Raw genomic sequence first — 16,671 nt, forward strand, 5'->3', positions numbered from 1 at the left:
CCGGCGATGTGAGGCTTGAGCCGACGTCGGCCGGGTAAGGAACCGTGGTTCCGCTTTCCGTGAATCCGGTTCCCGGAGGGGGCGAGAAATCATGACCCAGCACACCGGTGCCGCGCTCGAACAGATTCTCGGGGACGACCCGCCGCCGTTCGCGGTGCTGCACCGGCCCGAGTCGACCGGGGCCGGCACGCTCGAGTTACTCGTCGGCAGGGTCGCCACCGTCGAGCGGGTCGCCGACCTGCCGGTCGCGGCCGGTCCGACGGGCGGGGGCGCGCGGCACGACCTGCTCGCCCTGCTGCCGTACCGGCAGATCCGGGAGCGCGGCTTCGCGTGCGTGGACGACGGCACGCCGCTGCTGGCGCTGGAGGTGACCGAGCAGGCTCGCATCTTGGTGCCCGAGTTCGCCGCCGCCGTGCCGGACGCGCCGGCGCGGCTGTCCGGGGAGCGGTTCGACATCACCGACGCCGAGTACGCGGACCTGGTCCGGCGGATCGTCGCGGACGAGATCGGGCAGGGCACCGGCGCCAACTTCGTGATCAAACGGTCGTTCCTGGCCACCGTCGAGGACTTCTCGACCCAGGTGGCGCTGGCGGTGTTCCGCCGCCTGCTGCGCCACGAGTCCGGCGCCTACTGGACCTTCCTGGTGCACACCGGGTCCAGGACGCTGATCGGCGCCTCCCCGGAGCGGCACGTCAGCGTGGCCGGCGGCGTGGCCACCATGAACCCGATCAGCGGCACGTTCCGGTACCCGCCGTCCGGTGCCTCGCCCGCTGGCCTGCTCGGCTTCCTCGGCGACCGCAAGGAGTCCGACGAGCTGTACATGGTGCTCGATGAGGAACTGAAGATGATGGGCCGGGTCTGCGCGGGCGGCGGCCGGGTGGTGGGGCCGCGGCTGAAGCTGATGGCCGAACTCGCCCACACCGAGTACTTCATCGAGGGCCGCGCGGCGCTGGGCGTGCGGGAAACCCTCGCCGAGACGATGTTCGCGCCGACCGTCACCGGCAGCCCGCTGGAGAGCGCCTGCCGGGTGATCGCCCGGCACGAGCGGGGCGGCCGCGGCTACTACAGCGGCGCGCTCGCGCTGATCGGCCGGGAACCGGACGGCACCCCGCTGCTCGATTCGGCCATCGTGATCCGGACCGCGGACGTCGACGCCGGAGGCAACCTGCGGATCGACGTCGGGGCCACCCTGGTCCGCCACTCCGACCCGCACGCCGAGGCGGCGGAGACGCGCGTCAAGGCGGCCGCCATGCTCGCCGCGTTCCGCCGCACCCCCGGAGCCGAGGGCGGCACGCCGCGCCGGGCGCCCGGTGGCGAGTGTGCGGGCCACCCGGAGATCCGCGCCGCGCTCAGCCGGCGCAACCAGGGGCTCGGCACGTTCTGGCTGTCCGACCGCCGCGCCACGCCGGCCGCCGGACCGCTCGCCGGCCGGCGTGTGCTGGTCGTGGACTGCGAGGACACCTTCACCGCGATGCTGCGTCACCAACTCGCCGCGCTCGGGCTTTCCGCCACGGTCATCCGGTTCGACGGCGAGGTGAACCTGGCCGGACACGACCTGGTCGTGGTCGGTCCCGGCCCGGGCGACCCGCGCGACGCCGGCCATCCCAAGATCGCGGCGATGCGCCGGATCACCGAGCAGGTGCTGCGCGCGGGCATCCCGCTGCTGTCCATCTGCCTCGGCCACCAGGTGCTGTGCTCGGTGCTCGGCCTGGACATCGTCCGCAGGCCGGTGCCGAACCAGGGCCTGCGGCGGGAGATCGACCTGTTCGGCCGGGTCCAGCCGTGCGGGTTCTACAACACGTTCGCGGCGCGCAGCGAGACCGACCGGTGGGACACCGGCACCGGTAGCGTGGCGGTGTGTCGGGACCCGGACAGCGGCGAGATCCACGCGATGCGCGGCCCGGGTTTCCACTCGATGCAGTTCCACCCGGAGTCCGTGCTCACCGAGAACGGCGTCGACATCCTCCGGGACGCGATCACCGCCCTACTACTCCCCGCGGAGGCCCTCACCGCATGACCGAAGAACTGCGGAACCCGGCGTCGGACACGGTGACCGTGTGGTCGGACATCGGCTGCCCGTGGGCCACGCTCGCGCTGCACACGCTGCGGGCCAGGGCGGCGGAACGCGGCCGGCGGCTCCTGGTGGACCACCGTGCCTTCCCGCTGGAGCTGTTCAACAACGCGCCGACCCCGAAGCTCATCCTGGATGCCGAGATCGTGACGATCGCCGGGGCGCGCCCCGAGGTGGGCTGGCGGCTGTGGTCCGCGCCCGAGTCCACCTACCCGGTGACCACGCTGCCGGCGATGGAGGCCGTGCAGGCGGCCAAGGATCCGGATATCGGCGGCCTGCCGGGCAGCGACGAGCTGGACGCGGCGCTGCGCGCGGCGTTCTACGCGGAGGGGCGCTGCATCAGCATCCACCCGGTGATCCTGGAGATCGCCGAGGGCTGCGCGCACGTCGACCACGCGGCGCTCGCGCGGGCGCTCGCCGCCGGCCGTGGCCGGGCCGAGGTCTACCGGCAGTGGGAGACCGCGAAGGGGCCGGCGGTGCAGGGCAGCCCGCACCTGTTCACCGCGCACGGCTACGCCGCGCACAATCCGGGTGCCACCTATCACTGGACGGGCCGATTCCCGACCGGACTGCCGCGCCTCGACGAATACGATCCCGCCTGGGCGGACACCGTCCTCGACCAGTTAACGGAGTAGCCGAGAGAATTATCCCCACCGGCCGGTCGGGCGCCGCGAATGTTTCCGCGGTGCCCGGCCGGCCGTTGTTTTTCGCGGATTCCGGCCACTACTCGAGCAGGTAGTGGGCCGCGTACGGAATTCCGGTTAGTGTCCGTGGTGACCGGCACCGCAGGGATAGCGCCGCGGCGGCCGTGTCCGCGATTCACGCCGAAAGTGGGTTTCCCGATGGATATCTTGGTGCGGAAATACGGAGGGACGTCCCTCGCGGGCGCCGACCGGTTACGGCGCGCCGCCACGTCCGTCGCCCGGGCCAGCCGGACCTGGCCCACCGTGGTGGTGGTCTCCGCGCGCGGCGACAGCACCGACCAGTTGCTGGCCATGGCCGCCGCCGCCGGCGAGCGGTCGGCGAGCCGGGAGACCGATCAGTTGCTGGCCACCGGCGAGTGCCTGTCCGCGGCGCTGTTCGCGATGACGCTGCGGTCGCTGGGCGTGCCCGCGGTGTCACTGACCGGCGGCCAGGCCGGCATCCGCGTGGTCGGCCCGCCCGGGGCCGGGCGGATCGCCGCGATCGACCCGGCCCGGATTCACCGGCACCTCGGCGAGGGCAGCGTGGTGGTGGTCGCCGGGTTCCAGGGCGTCGGCGCGGGCGGCGACGTGGTCACCCTCGGCCGCGGCGGTTCGGACACCACCGCGGTCGCGCTGGCCGCCGAACTCGGCGTCCGGCGCTGCGAGATCTACACCGACGTGGCCGGGGTCTTCGACGCCGACCCCCGCGTCGTGCCGTCCGCCCGGGTGCTCGACACGGTGCCCATGGACGTGATGGTGGAGATGGCCTTCGCCGGCGCCAGGGTGCTGCACAGCCGCTCGGTGGAGCTGGCCGCCGCGCGCGGCATCGACCTGCTCGTGCGCTCCGCGCTGGCCGACGGCGCGGGAACCGTGATCCCAGGAGGAAGGCAGCCCGAGATGTTGGAGTCGCACGCCCTCGTCGCCATCGCGCACGACCTGGACGTCACCCGGGTGCTGGTCCGTGCCGACACCGCGCACCGGGACCTCGCCGTCGACGTGCTGTCGCTGTTCGCCCGGCACCACGCCCCCGTCGACCTGGTGGCCCGGTCCGGCCGGTACGAGGCCGAGTTCCGGATGGGTTTCACCGCCCGGCGCAGCGACATCCCGCGGCTGGTGGACGAGCTGCGCGCGCTGGTGTCCGCTGTGGACGGCACGGTGGTGCTGGACGAGAACATCGCCAAGATCTCGCTGATCGGCACCGGCCTGCTCAACCGGCCGGAGTTCACCGCGCGGCTGCTGGCCGGGCTCGACGCGGCCGGGATCAGCACCGGCTGGATCGCCACCTCGCAGCTCCGGGTGTCGGTGACCGTGCCCCAGGAGCGCGTGACGGACGCGTTGGCGTTGCTGCACAAGGAGTTCGAGCTGGGGTCCGAGCGGCTGGTCGCCGGCGCCGGCGCACGGTGACCACCCGCCGCCGTCACCGGGCACCGCGACCAGGCGCGCGCGGACCGGCGCGGTAACCAGGCAGGAGAGGGGAAGCGGTGATTGTCAACGGCTCTTTCGCCCGGCAGGTCCGGCTCGGCAGGTTGTTCCGGCGCGACGGCCGGCGCCTGCTGGTCGTCCCGCTGGATCATTCCGTCACCGACGGGCCGGTCACCGGCGGCCGGCGGGTCAACCAACTCATCGGCCGGCTGTCGGACAACGGCACGGACGCCGTGGTGCTGCACAAGGGGGCGCTGCGGTACGTGGACCACCGCCACTTCGCGGCCACGTCGCTGATCGTGCACCTGAGCGCCAGCACCGCGCACGCGCCGGACCCGGACGCCAAGTACCTGGTGGCCAGCGTCGAGGAGGCGCTGCGGCTGGGCGCGGACGCGGTGAGCGTGCACGTCAACCTGGGCTCGGCGGAGGAGGCCCGGCAAGTCGCCGACCTCGGCATGGTGGCCGACGCGTGCGACCGGTGGAACGTGCCGCTGCTGGCGATGATGTACCCGCGCGGGCCGAAGATCACCAACCCGCGCGACGCGGGCCTGATCGCGCACGCCGCGACGCTGGCCGCGGACCTGGGCGCGGACGTCGTGAAGACGCCGTGCGCGGCCACGGTGGCCGAGATGGCCGACATCACCCGCGACTGCCCGGTGCCGATCGTCGTCGCCGGCGGGCCGCGCCGGGCCAGCACCGACGACGTGCTCGGGTACGTGCGGGACGCGCTGCGCGGCGGCGCCGCCGGCGTCGCCATGGGGCGCAACGTCTTCGCGGCGGAGGACCCGGGCACGGTGACCCGGCGGCTCGCCGAGCTCATCCACCAGATCGAACCGGTGACCCACCAGCTCGACCAGCTCGAGGTCGCGGCGGTCTGACCCCGACCGGTTGTCGAGGAACGAGGGAGAAGCGATGAAACTCTGTTGGTTGGACGTTCGGGCCGGTGGCGCCGCCGTCGGGGCGATCATCGAGGAGGCGGTGCACCAGCGCGTCGACGGCATCGTGGCCGACGACCCGGCCGCGCTGGCCGGGCTGCCGCCCACCGTGCGGAAGATCCTCTTTCCGCAGGGCAGGCCGTTACCGGAGGACCTCGGCGGCGCGGACATCGTGATCGTGGACCAGGCCGAGCACGGCAGCACCGCGGAGCTGGCCGCGCGCTTCCCCGGCGTGGAGTTCGGCCGGTTCGTGGAGATCGTCGACGCGGCGACGCTCGAGGTGGCCAACCAGGCCGCGCGCACCGAGAAGTGGAGCGTGCTGCTGTTCCGCGACCCGACGAAGATCCCGCTGGAGATCGTGCTGGCCGCCGCCGCCCGCGCCGAGGGCAGCGTCATCACCGTGGCCGCCGACCCGGAGGAGGCCGAGATCATCTTCGGGGTGCTGGAGCACGGCTCGGACGGTGTCATGATGGCGCCGAAGGCGGTGGGCGACGCCACCCGGCTGAAGGCGGCGGCGGAGGACGCGCCGGCCCCGCTGAACCTGGTCGAGCTGGAGATCACCGGGATCAGCCACGTCGGCATGGGCGAGCGAGCCTGCGTGGACACCTGCTCGTACTTCCGGCAGGACGAGGGCATCCTGGTCGGCTCGCACTCCAAGGGCATGATCCTCTGCGTCAGCGAGACCCACCCCCTGCCCTACATGCCCACCCGGCCGTTCCGGGTGAACGCCGGCGCGATCATGTCGTACACGCTGTCCACCCAGGGCCGCACCAACTACCTGAGCGAGCTGACCGCCGGCAGCAAGGTGCTGGCCGTCGACGTGAAGGGCAACACCCGCGCGGTCACCGTGGGCCGGGTGAAGATCGAGTCCCGGCCGCTGCTGTCGGTGGACGCAATGGCGCCGGGCGGCACCACGGTCAACCTGATCCTGCAGGACGACTGGCACGTGCGGGTGCTCGGACCGGGCGGCGCGGTGCTCAACAGCACCGAACTGAAGCCGGGCGACGTGGTGCTCGGCTACCTGCCCACCGAGGACCGGCACGTCGGCTACCCGATCGACGAGTTCTGCCGCGAGCAGTGAGTCCGGCGTGACGCAGGTCTTCGACTTCCATGTGCGGCTGGTGCCCCGCCCCGGCGCGGCGGAGCGGCTGCTGGAGGCGCTCGAGGAGTGCGAGATCGATCGTGCCGCCGTGTCCGCCGGCGGCACGATCGACCCCCTCACCCTGTCCCGGCAGCTCGTCGAGGGCGGGCACGTGGACAGCGAACCCGACAACGACGCGGTGCTGCGGGCGTGCGCGGACTCGGCCGGCCGGCTGGTCCCGTGCTACTTCGCCAACCCGCACCGCGGCGTGGCCGAGTACCGGGAGCGAGCCGGCGAGTTCCGCAAGCTGGAGATCTCCCCCGCGGTGCACGGGATCGCGCTCACCGACCCACGGCTGGCGGACTGGATCGCCGTGGCCGAGCGGTTCCGGCACCCGGTGTACGTGGTGTGCCTCGCCCGGCCCGGCAGCGGCGTCGCGGACCTGGTGGCGCTGGCGGGGCGCTTTCCCGGTGTCACGTTCGTCCTCGGGCACAGCGGCATCGGCAACATCGACTTCTACGGGATCGAACTGGTCGCCGCGGCGCCGAACGTCCTGGTGGAGACCTCGGGTGGGTACAGCACCGTGGCCGCCGCCGCACTGCGGCGGCTGGGCCCGGACCGGGTGCTGTTCGGCTCCGAGTACCCGCTGCAACACCCCGGCGTCGAGCTGGCCAAGTTCGCCGCGCTGGGCCTCACCGACGCGCAGTGGCGGCAGGTCGCCTGGGACAACGCCCTGCGCGTGCTGTCCGAAGGAGGGATAGCTCATGACCGAGACCGCGATCAGGCTGCCCCGGCTGGGTGACTGGACCAGCCCGGCCGAGCTGACCGAACTGCAGGACGCGCAACTGGCGCGGACGCTGCGCTGGGCCGCGCGCTCACCGTTCTACCGGTCCCGGTTCGGCGCCGCGGAGCCGGCCGACCGCGCCGGCTTCACCGCGCTGCCGCTGACCACCAAGCAGGACCTGCGCGACAGCTACCCGTTCGGCATGCTCGCGGTGCCCCGCGAGCGGTTGGCCACCTACCACGAGTCCAGCGGCACCGCGGGCAGCCCCACCCCGTCCTACTACACCGAAGAGGACTGGATCGACCTGGCGGAGCGGTACGCGCGCAAGTGGGTCGGCATCTCCGCCGACGACACCTTCCTGGTCCGCACCCCCTACGCGCTGATGATCACCGGCCACCTGGCGCAGGCCGCGGCCCGCTCGCACGGCGCGACCGTGGTGCCCGGCGACAACCGGTCGCTGGCCATGCCGTACTCCCGGGTGATCCGGGTGCTGCACGACCTGGGCGTCACGCTGACCTGGTCGATGCCGACCGAGACGCTGCTGTGGGCGGCCGCCGCCCGGGCCGCCGGCTACCGTCCGGGCACCGACTTCCCGGCGCTGCGCGCGTTGTTTGTCGGTGGCGAGCCGCTGTCCGCCGCGCGCCGCCGGCGGATCAGCGAGATCTGGGGCGTTCCGGTGGTCGAGGAGTACGGCTCCACCGAGACCGGCAGCCTGGCCGGCGAGTGCCCGCACGGCCGCATGCACCTGTGGGCGGACCGCGCGATCTTCGAGGTGTACCACCCGGAGACCGGGACGCTGCGCCGCGACGGCGCCGGCCAGCTCGTGGTCACCCCGCTGTTCCGCGAGGCGATGCCGCTGCTGCGGTACAACCTCGAGGACAACGTGGAGGTGTCCTATCAGGACTGCCCGTGCGGCTGGATGCTGCCGACCGTGCGGGTGCTCGGCCGGGCCGCGTTCGGCTACCCGGTGGGCGGTGCCCGGATCACCCAGAGCCGGCTGGAGGACCTGGTCTTCGAGCTGCCGGTGGAGTACGGCGTGACGTTCTGGCGGGCCAGGGCCGAGCCGGACGTGCTGCGCATCCAGATCGAGGTTGCCGAGGCGCACCGGGCGGCGGCGTGCGCCACGCTCGCCGGGTCGGTCCGCGCCGAGTACGGCGTCCAGGCCGAGGTGGACGGTGTTCCGGAGGGGACCCTGGTGCCGCACCGGGTGCTCACCGCCGTGCACGACGTGGTCAAGCCGCGCAGCCTGTTCGGCGCGGACGAGGACTGGGACAAGTCCCTTCTCTACTACTGATTCTGGCCCACCCGGACGAACGAGGGAGTCGCCGTGAACGCCGACGAGCTGAGGGTTGCGGTCGTTGGGGCCGGGATCGCCGGGCTGACCGTGGCCGCCGCGCTGTCCCGCGCGGACGTGACCTGCGAGGTGTACGAGCAGACCGCGCACCTGCGGGAGATCGGTGCCGGTATCCAGGTCTCGCCGAACGGCTCCCGGCTGCTGCACCGGCTCGGCCTCGGCCACCTGCTGGACCGGGTGGCGGTGCGGCCCAGCGCCATCGAGGTGCGCCGCTGGTGCGACGACACGGTGGTCGCCCGCACCATCCTCGGCGACGCCTGCGTCGAGCTGTACGACGCGCCCTACTATTGCGTGCACCGCGCGGACCTGCACCACAGCCTGCTGGAGTCGTTGCCGCTCGGCATGGTCCACCTCGGCCGCCGGTGCGTCGCCGTCACCGAGTACGACGACCGGGTGGAGCTGGAGTTCGCCGACGGCAGCCGGACCGCGGTGGACGTGCTGATCGGCGCGGACGGGATCCGCTCCACCATCCGGCGGTCCATGGTGGACGACGCGCCGCGGTTCTCCGGGCACTGCGTCTACCGGGGACTCGTGCCGGTGGAACGGGTTGCCGGGCTGTTCGACGAGCACCGCGTGGTCATCTGGATGGGCCCGGAGCAGCACTGCGTGGCCTACCCGATCCGCGGCGGCACCGCGGTCAGCTTCGCGGCCAGCGCACCCGCCGGGGAGTGGCGCGAGGAGTCGTGGTCCCAGCGGGGCAGGCGGGAGGACGTGCTCGCCGCCTACGCCGGGTGGAGCCGGGACCTGCTCGCGCTGCTGTCCACACCGGACTCACCGAGCCGGTGGGCGCTGTACGACCGGGAACCGGTCAAGCAGTGGAGCACCGACCGGGTCGCGCTGGTCGGTGACGCCGCGCATCCAATGCTCCCGTTCGGCGCGCAGGGCGCCGCCATGGGTATGGAGGACGCGGTGGTGCTGGCCGGCTGCCTGGCCGGCGCCACGCCCGGCGGCGTGCCGGACGCGCTGGTCCGGTACGAGGAGCTGCGCCGGCCCCGGGTGGAGCGGGTGCACCAGTTCATTCGCGCCAACGAGAAGAGCCACCACGTCAGCGGCGAGGACGAGCAGCGCAGGCGGGACGAGGAGCTGCGCGGCGACTTCGGACTGCGCGCGCGGGCGTGGCTGTTCGGTTACGACGCAGGGAGCGTGGCGGCCTGACGGGCCGGCCACGGGGATTGGGGGATCCGAATGGACCTGGAATTATCCGGCAAGGTCGGCATCGTCACCGGTGCCGCGCAGGGCATCGGTGAGGCGGTCGCCTGGACGCTCGCCGAGCACGGCGTGCGGGTCGCGGCCGCGGACGCCAACGGCGACCTGCTGGTCAAGACGGTGGCCGCGATGACCAACGCCGGCCTGGACGTCACCGGATACGAACTGGACGTGCGGGACAGCGCGGCGGTCGAGCGGACCGTGACCGACGTGGAGCGCACGCTGGGGCCGGTGGACATCCTGGCGAACGTGGCCGGCGTGCTCCGGCTCGGTTCGGTGATCGAACTGTCCGATGAGGACTGGGCGACCGTGTTCGACGTGAACACCACCGGCGTGTTCCACGTCTCCCGGGCGGTGGCGCGGCGGATGGCCGACCGGGGCCGGGGCACCATCGTCACGGTCGCCTCGAACGCCGGTTCGGTGCCCCGCATGGGGATGGCGGCCTACGGTGCGTCCAAGGCGGCGTCGGTGTCGTTCACCAAGTCCCTCGGGCTGGAACTGGCCGCCCGTGGCGTCCGCTGCAACGTGGTGTCTCCCGGCTCCACCGAGACACCCATGCTGCGCGGCATGTGGACCGACGACGAGAGCGCGCGGGCCACCCTGGAAGGTTCGCTGGCCGCGCACCGGATCGGCATCCCGCTGCGCAAGCTCGCCACGCCCACCGACGTGGCCAACGCGGTGGCGTTCCTGGCCTCGGACCGGGCCGGCCACGTCACCATGCACGACCTGTGCGTGGACGGCGGCGCCGCGCTCGGCGCCTGACCCCACGACCTCGACGGTGGCGCGCTCGGGCACCGAGCGCGCCACCCAACCTTTCCCGCCGGCACATCCTGGAGGAACCGACCGTGGCCATTCCGCCCATCGAACCGTATGCCATGCCGACCGAGGCCGACCTGCCGCGCAACGTGGCCGGCTGGCGGATCGACCCCGCGCGGGCGGTTCTGCTGATCCACGACATGCAGCAGTACTTCGTGGACTTCTTCCCCGCCGGCCGGTCCCCCGTGGTGGACCTGGTCCGCAACATCCACGCCATCCGCACCACCGCGGTCGCGCACGGCGTCCCGGTGGTCTACACCGCCCAGCCGGGGGGCATGACCAGGGAGCAGCGCGGCCTGCTCCGCGACTTCTGGGGCAGCGGCATGGCCGCGCGGCCGGAACTGCGCCGGATCGTGCCGCCGCTGGAGCCGGGCCCGGACGACATCGTGCTGACCAAGTGGCGGTACAGCGCGTTCGCCAGGACCAACCTGGCCGAGGTGATCCGGCAGCGCGGGCGCGACCAGCTCGTCGTGTGCGGCATCTACGCGCACGTCGGCTGCCTGATGAGCGCGTGCGACGCGTTCACCCGGGACATCGAGACGTTTCTGGTGGCCGACGCGGTGGCCGACTTCACCGAGGCCGACCACCGGATGGCCGTGGACTACGCCGCCGCGCGGTGTGCGGTGACGTTGTGCACGAGGTCGGTGGTCACCGACCTCGCGGTCCACGGCGCTCTCTCCACGTCTCCGGCGGGGTGACCGGCGGGCGCGGGTCTCGTCCGGCCGGTCGGTTAGGCCAGAGCCGAGTCGGTGGCCTCGGCCGGCTGGTCTGCCGGGGCGCGATGATTGCTGGCGATGGTCGCCAGCGCGACCCGGGAGCCGACCCCGAGCTTCCGGAAGATCCGGCGCAGGTGGTAGTTCACCGTGTGCGGGGAGAGCAGCACCCGGTTCGCGATCTGCCGGTTGGTCAGCCCCTCGCTGACCAGGTGCGCGATCCGCTGCTCCGTGTCGCTGAGCACCTGCCAGGCCGGTGCGGGGTGCCGGGAGGCGCGCGGACCCGCGCCGGCCGGACCGGTGGGCGGCAGCGGGCGGGTGGTGTCGGGGCAGTGCATCGCGGTACCGGGTGAGGGCACCCGGACCGCCGCGGCCTTCCGTTCCAGGACGTGGCGGGTGGCGTCCGGGATGGTGCACAGCAGGACCTGCCGGGCGCGCCGGCCCCGGCAGGCCACGGTTTCCTCCCAGCGGGTCAGAATGCCCGCGGCGGTGGCCTCCTCGACCGCGGGAACCAGCGCGCTCACCGGTCGGCCCACCACGTGGCCCACGCACTCGAGATACGCGGTCTCGCCGAGCACTGCGGCCGCCTGGACCACGAGCCGGCACGCCGGGGAGAGCCGCCCGAACTGTTGCCGGAGCAGCGAGATCGCGCGGGCGGGCAGCCGGTCGCCGCGCACGCTGGCCGCGCAGCTCACCAGGTGCAGGCGCCGCTCGGTGCGCAGGCCCAGCACGAGTTCGGTGATGCGCGCCGGGTTCCCGCCGGTGTCGGTGACGAACTCGGCGAGGTCGTCGCTCGGTGGCGCGCCGATGAGTTCGGCGACCAGCGCGCGCGCCGCCGCGTCGGTGAGCGCACCGAGCCGGATGGTGCTCACCTGGTCGAACACCCTGGCGCCGGACCACGCGGCGCAGGTGGCGATGGCCAGCACGAAGCGGCGGTCGGTGTGGTAGCGCAGCGAACCGGCGACGGTTTCCAGCCGGCGCAGGGCCGCCGGGTCGATGTTGTCGATGACCAGCAGCAGTGGCGGTGGCTCCGCCGTCGAGCGGGCACGCTGCCCGGACCCGGCTTCGGCCGGGGGTGCCGGGTGGGCGGTCGGCGGGCAGCAGTCCGTCGGAGGAAGTCGCCGACCGTCGAGGAAGATGGGCTCGTCGAAACCAAAATGGTGTGCGATGCGGACGGTTTCCTCGAGCAGCCGGGTCTTTCCCGTTCCGGGCGGGCCGGTGAACTGAAGCAATGTCCGCCGACCGGCCAGCGCGTGCTCGAGCGAGGTGACGATGTCGCGCCGTTCCGCGTCTCGCCCGATCAGTCGAGGAGACGCGGCACAGCCGCATGTCTCGTCCGATCTATCAGGGTCGTCCAGATTGTCGTGTCTGATCGAGTCCGAATCCATGATCTGGCCCCCAAGAACGAACGTGCCCGCCCACCCGCCGCGGATCGTAGCCACGCGGTCCACGCTCTGCTGACCAGGCCGTGAACGCGCGGTGGTGCCGGCACGAATTTCCTTTCTCGTCCCAGCGTCGCACGCCCTGGCGGAGGCGCGCGACACAACGTGGATACGATGATCTCAACACCTGTGCCGTTTCGGAGCATGACGTGAGCACGTTAATCCGAATGGCGTAGCTACCGTTCCTTCTCACGTCGCTTCATCCGGCTCCGCGCCGGCCGCCGATTGACCCGGTCGGATGTGGAACGTTCACACGGAAGATCGCCGGGTTTCCGGTGGAATCCGGGCCACCGGCCGCGACCACGGGCCTGGCGGCCCGTGGTCGCTGGGCCGTTCGCCAACGACGCGCACGGAGGAACATCCAACATGGCGTGAACGAGGGATGCGGTCCGGCGCCCGCGCGCGGAAGTCTTCGGTGCCAGGGAAAGCCCAGGGCGAGGAGGCGAGGATCGTGACAACATCGGCGGCCGGAAACGTCACCGAGTTCACCACCGTGGACCGTGCTCCGGATTCGTCATGGTTCATCGAGTTCATGGACATGGCGAATGCGGTGCCGGAGTACGCGAGCATCCGGCAGTCGCTCGCCGACAACCTCGGGCCGCTCGACGGCGCCAGGCTGCTCGACGTGGGCTGCGGCACCGGCGACGACGCGCGGGAACTGGCCGAGCGGGTCGGGCCGGCCGGCGCGGTGCTGGGCGTCGACCTCAGCGACGCGATGATCGCCGAGGCCCGGCGGCGCGCCGGCGGTGCCGCCCTTCCCGCCGAGTTCCGGGTGGGCGACGTGCGCCGCCTCGGGTTCGCCGACGGCAGCTTCGACGGCGTGCGGGCGAAGCTGGTGCTCATGCACTGCGCCGACATCGAGGCGGCCGCGGCCGAGCTGGTCCGGGTGCTCCGGCCGGGCGGCCGGCTTGCCGTGTTCGACTACGACTTCGACCTCTCGGCGATCGACCATCCGGACATGGCGGCCACCCGTGAGGTGGTGCGCTGCTGCGCCGACGGCCACCCGAACAGCTGGAGCGGCCGGCAACTGGCCCGCCGGTTCCTCGATCTCGGGCTGCGGGACATCAGCGTCACACCGCACACGGTGATCATGCCGTACTCGTTCTTCCGGCGATCCGTCGGCGGCCGGCTCGCCGCGGCCTGCGCGGACGGCAGCCTGCGCATGACCGCGGCCGAACTGGACGCCTGGTGGCGGGAACTCGCCGACGCCGAGGCGCGCGGCCGGTTCTTCTCGTCGCTGACCGGTTTCGTCGTCGGCGGGACCCGCTAGCCGCGGGTGGGCGGCGGCTACCGCGGCGCGGGCACCCGCAGCCGGGGCAGGAACCGGCCGGTCCGGGAGAGGTATCGCCGGTACTCCTCGCCGAACGCGGACGCGGCGAGCCGGCGCTCCTCCCGGGCCGCGGTGGCGTTGAGCACCACCGCGCCGTAGGCCGCCGCGCACAGCGTCGTCCAATGTGGAAAGGCCGCGAAGGCACCGAGGAAGGCGAGCAGGAACGCCGCGTAGAACGGGTGCCGGATGCGCGCGTAGGCGCCGTAGGTGACCAGGTGCTGCGGGGCGTCGTCGTCCTGGTGCCACAGCGCCAGCGGGACGCGGTGGGTGCCGATCGTCATGCAGATCAAGCCGATCGACGCCGCGCTGAGCAGCGCGGAGGCCGGATCCAGCCAGCGGTGCCACGCGGACGGGGCGAGCGGTGCGAGCACCCCGGCGTAGCCGAGCAGCAGCACGACCGGGCAGACGAAGAACGGGAAGGCGGTCGCCCACCACATCGGCACCAGCCGGCCGTCCCGGAAGAAGATCCGGGGCAGCAGGCCGATCAGGGCGAAGGTGGCGAGCGACAGCAGCAGCGCGGGTTCACTCACTGTTCGGATGTCCTTTGCGAGACGGGGACCCGGCGGGGTTCCGGCGCGGCGGCGGGCGCGCGGACCGACCGTCCGGGCAGCCACCAGTTCCAGCGGCCCATCAGCCGCATCGCCGCCGGCACCGCGACCAGCCGGATGATCGTCGCGTCCAACGCGATCGCGAGGGCCAGCCCGAAGCCGAGTTGCTGGATCGGCAGGATGCCGGTGAACGCGAACGCGGCGAACACGGCGATCATCAGCAGCGCCGCCCCGGAGATCAGCGGCGCGGTGCGGGCCAGGCCGGTGGCCACGCTGGTCGTGTTGTCGGCGCCCGCGCGGTACTCCTCGCGGACCCGGTTGAGCAGGAAGACCTCGTAGTCGGTGCTGAGGCTGAACAGCGTCGCGATCAGCAGCACCGGCACGAAGTTCTGCAGGTAGCCCACCTGCTCGGCGCCCAGCAGGCGTGCCAGCACGCCGTACTGGAACACCAGCACCAGCACGCCGTAGGTGGCGCCGATGGACAGCAGGTTCAGCACGATCGCCTTGACCGGCAGGAGCACCGACCGGAACGTGACGAGCAGCAGCAGGTAGACCACCGCGAGCATGATCGCCACGACGTCCGGCAGGTGGTCCTGGATGACCGCGTTGGCGTCCACCCCCTCGGCGGTCTCCCCGCCGACCACGGCGGTCACTCCCCCGCCGGCGGCCCGGCCCGCCTCGGCGCGCACCGCGTCCAGCAGCGCGCGGGTGTGCTCGCTGGCCGCGTAGTCGTCCGGGACGACCTCGAACACGGCGGTGCGCCGGTCGGCGGAGACGAAGTGGTCCACGCCCTTGCGCACGTCCGGGGGCAGCAGGCCGTAGGTCGCTGGGGACAGCGCGGCGAACGGGCGGTCAGGGCTGGCCGCGCGCAGCGCGTCGAGCGCCGAGTCGACGCGGGTGACCCCGGGCAGCCGGGCGATCCGGTCGTGCAGGGCGAGCACCCGGTCCGCGGCGGACGTGTCCGGCAGCGGGGTGTCGGAGTGCACCACCACCTGCATCGGCGAGGCGGTACCCTGGCCGAACTGCTCGCGCACCGTGTCGTAGCCCCAGCGCACCGGGGACGAGGCGGGCACGATCCGCGCGTCCGGGGTGAAGGTGCGCAGGTGCAGCGCCGGCACGGCGAGCGCGACCAGCGCGATCGCCGCCGCCGCGAGGAAGGCGACCGGGCGGCGCATGATCCGCAGGGCCAGCCGCCGCCAGCGCCGTTCCGCGCTGGTCCGGTCCCTGCCCCGGCCGGGCAGCCGGCCGGCCGTCACCCGGTCCCCGAGCAGGTACAGCACCGCGGGCAGCACCAGGGTGCTGGCCAGCACGGCGAAGCCCACCACGACGATGACGCCCAGGGCGATGGAGTGGATGACGTTGAGGTCGATGAGGAACAGGCTGGACATCGCCAGGATGACGATGATCCCGGAGAACAGCACGGTCTCGCCGCTGGTGCGCAGCGTGGTGGCCAGCGCGGCGCGCCGGTCCCGGCCGCGGGCGAGTTCGTCGGCGTACCGGGAGATGACGAACAGCGAGTAGTCGACGCTGACGCCCAGCCCGATCATGGTGGCCGCGTTCTCCACGAAGATGGACAGTTCGTGGTTCTTGGCGAGCACCGACAGCACACCGAACGTGCAGACCGTGGCGGTCACTCCGACCACGAACGACACCACCGCCGCGACCACGCCCCGGTACAGCCACAGCAGCACCAGCAGGATCAGCGGCAGGGTGAGCATCTCGGCGTCGCGCAGGCCGTCCTCGCTGAGCTTGTTCACCTCGCCCCACAACGATCCGGCGCTGACCAGGGACACCCGCAGCCCGTCCGCGGCATGCCGGCCGGCCAGGTCGCGCTGCACGGACGGCAGCACGCGGCGGGCGGTGCCGTCGTCCAGGCGCAGCCCGACCGAGGTGAGCACGGTCCGGTGGTCGGCGCCGAGGAACCGGTCCCTGGCCGGACCGGTGGCGTCCAGCCAGCCGTAGCTGCCGGACACCGCCAGCCGCGGGTCGCCGGTGACCTCGCCGACCACGCCGCGCACCCGCGTGTCGAAGTCCGCGTCGCCGCTGGTGTGCCGGTCGTCGCGGACGACGACGGTGACGTTGCTGGCGCCACGGCTGGCGAACCCGGACTTCAGGGACTCGGCGGCCGCCTTCGACTCCGAGCCGGGCACGTACCAGCCGCCGCCGCTGAGCCGGTCGGGCAGGTTCAGCGCGGCCACGCCGGCGACGGCCAGGGCGGCCAGCCACAGGCCGAGCAGCGGCCAGCGGAACCGGCGGATGGCCTCGGCGAGGCGCTGCGACATCGAC

At 72.8% G+C, this 16,671-nt stretch carries 14 protein-coding genes; 11 read left to right on the top strand and 3 right to left on the bottom strand.

Annotation, left to right across the window (positions count from 1 at the left end; all coding sequences use genetic code 11):
- The first annotated feature begins 91 nt into the window (after positions 1-91).
- The 10 genes from FFT21_RS21645 to FFT21_RS21690 all read left to right on the top strand — a co-directional run bounded on the left by FFT21_RS21645 (position 92) and on the right by FFT21_RS21690 (position 11,050).
- Positions 92-2,017 (top strand): anthranilate synthase family protein, encoded by a 1,926-nt coding sequence (locus FFT21_RS21645; protein ID WP_137815753.1) that lies wholly within the window; start codon positions 92-94, stop codon positions 2,015-2,017.
- On the top strand, positions 2,014-2,706 hold the full coding sequence (locus FFT21_RS21650) for a DsbA family oxidoreductase (RefSeq protein ID WP_137815754.1): 693 nt from the start codon (positions 2,014-2,016) through the stop codon (positions 2,704-2,706). The genes FFT21_RS21645 and FFT21_RS21650 overlap by 4 nt, the downstream gene beginning before the upstream one ends.
- A 219-nt stretch (positions 2,707-2,925) precedes the next feature.
- Positions 2,926-4,158 (top strand): aspartate kinase, encoded by a 1,233-nt coding sequence (locus tag FFT21_RS21655; RefSeq protein ID WP_264081662.1) that lies wholly within the window; start codon positions 2,926-2,928, stop codon positions 4,156-4,158.
- 77 nt (positions 4,159-4,235) lie between these two features.
- Positions 4,236-5,054: a 2-amino-3,7-dideoxy-D-threo-hept-6-ulosonate synthase gene (locus tag FFT21_RS21660; RefSeq protein ID WP_137815755.1), complete on the top strand. Its 819-nt coding sequence runs from the start codon at positions 4,236-4,238 to the stop codon at positions 5,052-5,054.
- Between the two features lie 34 nt (positions 5,055-5,088).
- Positions 5,089-6,192 (top strand): 3-dehydroquinate synthase II, encoded by a 1,104-nt coding sequence (locus FFT21_RS21665; RefSeq protein ID WP_137815756.1) that lies wholly within the window; start codon positions 5,089-5,091, stop codon positions 6,190-6,192.
- A 7-nt stretch (positions 6,193-6,199) separates the two neighbouring features.
- Entirely contained in the window at positions 6,200-6,994 is a 795-nt protein-coding gene (locus FFT21_RS21670; RefSeq protein ID WP_137815757.1) for an amidohydrolase family protein, read from the top strand.
- Entirely contained in the window at positions 6,957-8,270 is a 1,314-nt protein-coding gene (locus FFT21_RS21675) for an AMP-binding protein (RefSeq protein ID WP_137815758.1), read from the top strand. Before FFT21_RS21670 ends, FFT21_RS21675 begins: the two co-directional genes overlap by 38 nt.
- A 33-nt stretch (positions 8,271-8,303) precedes the next feature.
- Positions 8,304-9,485: an FAD-dependent monooxygenase gene (locus tag FFT21_RS21680; RefSeq protein WP_137815759.1), complete on the top strand. Its 1,182-nt coding sequence runs from the start codon at positions 8,304-8,306 to the stop codon at positions 9,483-9,485.
- Between the two features lie 30 nt (positions 9,486-9,515).
- A complete protein-coding gene (locus tag FFT21_RS21685) occupies positions 9,516-10,298 on the top strand; it encodes a 2,3-dihydro-2,3-dihydroxybenzoate dehydrogenase (RefSeq protein ID WP_137815760.1) in 783 nt (260 codons plus the stop codon).
- A gap of 83 nt (positions 10,299-10,381) precedes the next feature.
- Complete coding sequence (locus FFT21_RS21690; protein ID WP_137815761.1) at positions 10,382-11,050, top strand: isochorismatase family protein; 669 nt, start codon at positions 10,382-10,384, stop codon at positions 11,048-11,050.
- 32 nt (positions 11,051-11,082) lie between these two features.
- On the opposite strand, the gene FFT21_RS21695 is transcribed toward FFT21_RS21690, so the two are convergent.
- Positions 11,083-12,507: a helix-turn-helix transcriptional regulator gene (locus FFT21_RS21695; RefSeq protein WP_225978626.1), complete on the bottom strand. Its 1,425-nt coding sequence runs from the start codon at positions 12,505-12,507 to the stop codon at positions 11,083-11,085.
- Between the two features lie 451 nt (positions 12,508-12,958).
- Between FFT21_RS21695 and FFT21_RS21700 the strand changes: the two genes are divergently transcribed.
- Positions 12,959-13,777, top strand: a complete 819-nt coding sequence (locus tag FFT21_RS21700; protein WP_225978627.1) for a methyltransferase domain-containing protein — start codon at positions 12,959-12,961, stop codon at positions 13,775-13,777.
- 17 nt (positions 13,778-13,794) lie between these two features.
- On the opposite strand, the gene FFT21_RS21705 is transcribed toward FFT21_RS21700, so the two are convergent.
- On the bottom strand, positions 13,795-14,367 hold the full coding sequence (locus FFT21_RS21705; RefSeq protein WP_137815763.1) for a methyltransferase family protein: 573 nt from the start codon (positions 14,365-14,367) through the stop codon (positions 13,795-13,797).
- A complete protein-coding gene (locus FFT21_RS21710) occupies positions 14,364-16,667 on the bottom strand; it encodes an MMPL family transporter (protein WP_137815764.1) in 2,304 nt (767 codons plus the stop codon). The genes FFT21_RS21705 and FFT21_RS21710 overlap by 4 nt, the downstream gene beginning before the upstream one ends.
- Between the last annotated feature and the right edge of the window lie 4 nt (positions 16,668-16,671).

It is taken from the genome of Gandjariella thermophila, assembly GCF_005405885.1.
GTDB classification, from domain to species: domain Bacteria; phylum Actinomycetota; class Actinomycetes; order Mycobacteriales; family Pseudonocardiaceae; genus Gandjariella; species Gandjariella thermophila.